This is a genomic window from Saccharomonospora saliphila YIM 90502 (genome assembly GCF_000383795.1).
GTDB classification, from domain to species: domain Bacteria; phylum Actinomycetota; class Actinomycetes; order Mycobacteriales; family Pseudonocardiaceae; genus Saccharomonospora; species Saccharomonospora saliphila.
The window spans coordinates 1-3,583 of the sequence record NZ_KB912667.1 but is presented as its reverse complement, the minus strand read 5'-3'; the positions used below and the strand labels follow the sequence as shown (position 1 = coordinate 3,583).

The window sequence follows — 3,583 nt, the reverse complement described above, 5'->3', positions numbered from 1 at the left end:
GTGCCGCCGTGGCGGCCTCGCGCAGCTCCTCGGCGGCGGAGAGCCGTTTTGACCTGTTCGGTGACGGCAGGGTCGGAGCCGAGGACCCGGCTCGACCGTGCGTCGAGGAACCGTCCGTCCGGGTGCATGTCCAGGGTCACCGCGTCGAGTGCCGGGTCGCGCGCCACGCCGGTGTGTGCCCACGGTTCCAGCGCCGGGGCGACGAGCACCGACGACGCCGAGTACCACCGGATCGTGCCGAGCACCCGCGGTGGTGCCGTGCCGTAGAGGCGTCCGGCCCTGCGCAGGTCCTCGGTCAGCCACGCGGGGTCGGCCAGCACGGTGGCGGGCAGCTCGGGGGGCACCGGTCCGGGCCCGGGCGCCGCCGCGCTCACGGCCGCACCTTCCGGTAGGCCGACACCGTGAACGACGTCGTCACCGTCACGGGAGTGCTCAACCCGGCGAGGCGGGCCCCGAGGTCGTCGCGGTGCAGGTGGTGGGCGTTCGGCCCCATCAGCACGGCCCGCCGCGCGTCGTCGGGCGGGAGTGTCACCGGGCCGCCGACCCGGACGCGGTCGGTGAGCGCGAACCGGCCCCGGGTCGCGGAGTCGAGCCGGTCGAGTTTGTGCTCGTCGGGGGCGAGCAGACCGAACAGCTCCGTCAGCTCCCGCAGGTGTTCCTCACCGGGCACGACCACCAGCAAGGTGCCGTCGTCGCGCAGCACGCGGTGGAACTCGTCGACGTGGCGCGGGGCGAACACGTCCAGCACCACGTCGGCGACCCCGGAGCGCACGGGCCACGGCCACCACACGTTCCACACGGCCCCGCCCGCCCGGGGGTGTGCCCGAGCGGCCCGGCGCACCGCCCGGGCCGACAGATCGAGCGCCAGTCCGGTGGCCTCCGGCAGCGACCGCAGTACCCGTGCCAGGTAGTACCCCGTGCCCGCGCCCGCGTCGAGGACCAACCGGCCCGACGACCGTGCGGCCAGCGCGTCGGCCAGGGGCGCGTAGAACCCGGCGTCGAGGAACTCGGCGCGCGCGGCCACCATCTCGGCGGTGTCGGCGGTGTCCGCGGGCACCTTCGCGTGCAACAGGTTCACGTAACCCTGCCGCGCGAGGTCGAACGCGTGGCCGCGCGCGCACCGCAGGGCGTCCTGACCGGGGGTGAACTCGGCCTCGCACAACGGGCAGCGCAGCGCCGCCACCACCGCGGAGGGCGGGCCGGGCGCGGACGAGGTCGTGGTGGCCATGCGGCTCATTCGACCACGAGGTTTCCGGACAGGACGAATCGGCACCGCCACCGCGCAACGCACCCGTAACACGGGGTCCCGCAGGATTCACAGCGCCGAAACGGTGGACGACACCGGGTGCAACACGCCTTTCCGAGTCTGTGCGGCGACGCGAGATGTTCGCCCGAGACTTCCCAAGGAGGCAGGCGTGGAAGGAAATACGGCCTGGTTGCTCACCAGCGCCGCGCTGGTGCTGCTGATGACACCGGGGTTGGCGTTCTTCTACGGCGGCATGGTGCGCGCCAAGAGCGTGCTCAACATGCTGATGATGTGTTTCGGTGCCATGGGGCTCGTCGGCGTCCTGTGGGTGGTCTTCGGCTACTCCGCCGCGTACGGCAGCGACATCGCCGGACTCGTCGGTGACCCGCTCGAGTTCCTCGGCCTTTCCGGGCTGATGACTCCGGATGGCGACCCGACGGCGGGCACGGTCGACGTGGCCTTTCAGGCGATGTTCGCCATCATCACGACGGCCCTGATCGCGGGGGCGGTGGCCGACCGGATGCGGTTCGGGTCGTGGATGCTGTTCGCCGGGCTGTGGGCCACGCTCGGCTACTTCCCGGTGGCCCACTGGGTATGGGGTGACGGCGGCTGGATCGACGAGCTGGGCGCGCTCGACTTCGCGGGCGGCACGGCGGTGCACATCAACGCGGGCGCGGCGGCGCTCGGTCTCGTGCTCGTGCTCGGCACGCGGGTCGGCTGGCCACGGGAGCCGATGAAGCCGCACAACCTTCCGTTCGTGATGCTGGGCGCCGGGCTGCTGTGGTTCGGCTGGTTCGGGTTCAACGCCGGATCGGCCTATGCCGCCGACGGCGTCGCCGGGATCGCGTTCGTCAACACCGTCACGGCGACGTGCGCCGCCATGCTCGGCTGGCTGCTGCTGGAGCGGCTTCGCGACGGCAAGGCCACCAGCCTCGGCGCGGCCTCCGGGGTGGTGGCCGGGCTGGTGGCGATCACTCCGGCGTGTGCCTTTGTCGACACCTGGGGTGCGCTCGCGATCGGCGCGGTGGCGGGCGTGCTCTGCGCCGTCGCGGTCGGGCTCAAGTACCGCCTCGGCTACGACGACTCGCTCGACGTGGTCGGTGTGCACCTCGTCGGCGGTCTGGTCGGCACCGTGATGCTCGGGTTCGTGGCGACCGCGAGCGTGGTCGGAGAGGACGGGGACAACGGACTGTTCTACGGCGGCGGCGCCGGGCTGTTGGGTGTCCAGGTGCTCAGCGCGGTCGCGGTGATGGCGTACTCGGGTGTGCTGGCCGTGCTGCTCGGCCTGCTGGTCAAGGCGGTCACGGGCGGCCGGGTCGGCGCCGAGGAGGAGGTCTCCGGGATCGACGAGGCCGAGCACGCGGAGTCGGCCTACGACTTCGCCGGTGGCCACGGCGGCCGGGCCGCCTCGGTCGGTGGTGTGGCCGCGCCCGGAGCCGGTGTGGCCGCGTCCGCGGCGGCGTCCCCCGCGAGGAAGTTCGAGGAGAGCACGTCATGAAACTGGTCACCGCGATCGTCAAACCGTTCACGCTCGGCGACGTCCGCTCCGCACTCGAACAGCTCGGGGTGCTGGGGATGACGGTCAGCGAGGTGCAGGGCTACGGCAGGCAGAAGGGCCACACGGAGGTCTACCGGGGCGCCGAGTACGCCGTGGACTTCGTGGCCAAGTGCAAGATCGAGGTCGTCACCGACGACGCCGGGGTGGACACGGTGCTCGACGCGATCGTCGACGCCGCGCACACCGGCAAGATCGGCGACGGCAAGGTGTGGGTCACCCCCGTCGACTCCGTGGTCCGGGTGCGCACGGGCGAGCGCGGCCCGGACGCGCTGTAGGGGCGCCCGTGGCCGTGGGGGGACTGGCCCAGGCCGTCGACCGGCTGTTGGAGGGCCACAACGGGGGCGTCGGGCCCGCGGGGCTGCGTGCGGCGCTGTCCGACCTCTACGAGCTGTGGCTGCGCGGGGCCGCCACGGCCGCGGGCGTGCACACCGCCGAACCCGGTGTCGCGCTGGTGGCCGTCGGCGGCCTCGGCCGCGCCGAGACGGTGCCGTTCGCCGATCTCGACCTGATGCTGGTGCATGACGGCCATCCGGGCGTGGCCTCCATCGCCGACGCGCTGTGGTATCCGCTGTGGGACGCCGGGATCGGGCTGGACCACTCGGTGCGCACGCCGGAGGAGGCGCTGCGGGTGGCGGTTGAGGACCTGCGCACCGCCACGGCACTGCTCGACGCCCGGCATCTCGCCGGGGACGCGAACCTCACCGCGCGGCTGGCCACCGCCGCCCGGGAGCAGTGGCGGAGGCTGGCCCGCACGCGGGTGCCGGAGCTGGCCGAGGACG

General features: G+C 73.1%; 3 protein-coding genes and 2 pseudogenes. 3 read left to right on the top strand and 2 right to left on the bottom strand.

All coding sequences use genetic code 11. The annotated features are described in order from the left end of the window. Nucleotides 1-374 (bottom strand): annotated as a pseudogene (locus SACSA_RS22475) (hypothetical protein); the annotation flags it as partial. Further along, nucleotides 371-1,237 carry a putative RNA methyltransferase gene (locus SACSA_RS0110735; RefSeq protein WP_019815786.1) on the bottom strand — a complete coding sequence of 289 codons (867 nt, stop codon included), beginning with the start codon at nucleotides 1,235-1,237 and terminating at the stop codon, nucleotides 371-373. The gene SACSA_RS0110735 and the pseudogene SACSA_RS22475, both read right to left, overlap by 4 nt. Before the next feature lie 178 nt (nucleotides 1,238-1,415). On the opposite strand from SACSA_RS0110735, the gene SACSA_RS0110730 reads away from it, so the two are divergent. The 3 genes and pseudogenes from SACSA_RS0110730 to SACSA_RS22470 all read left to right on the top strand — a co-directional run. Beyond that, complete coding sequence (locus tag SACSA_RS0110730; protein WP_028661767.1) at nucleotides 1,416-2,744, top strand: ammonium transporter; 1,329 nt, start codon at nucleotides 1,416-1,418, stop codon at nucleotides 2,742-2,744. Further along, complete coding sequence (locus SACSA_RS0110725; protein ID WP_019815779.1) at nucleotides 2,741-3,079, top strand: P-II family nitrogen regulator; 339 nt, start codon at nucleotides 2,741-2,743, stop codon at nucleotides 3,077-3,079. The genes SACSA_RS0110730 and SACSA_RS0110725 overlap by 4 nt, the downstream gene beginning before the upstream one ends. An 8-nt stretch (nucleotides 3,080-3,087) precedes the next feature. Further along, a pseudogene (locus SACSA_RS22470) lies at nucleotides 3,088-3,583 on the top strand ([protein-PII] uridylyltransferase); the annotation flags it as partial.

Excerpts from the sequence above, each read along its gene's own strand:
- SACSA_RS0110725 (WP_019815779.1), top strand. The coding sequence starts at position 2,741 with ATGAAACTGGTCACCGCGATCGTCAAACCGTTCACGCTCGGCGACGTC.
- SACSA_RS0110735 (WP_019815786.1), bottom strand. The coding sequence starts at position 1,237 with ATGAGCCGCATGGCCACCACGACCTCGTCCGCGCCCGGCCCGCCCTCC.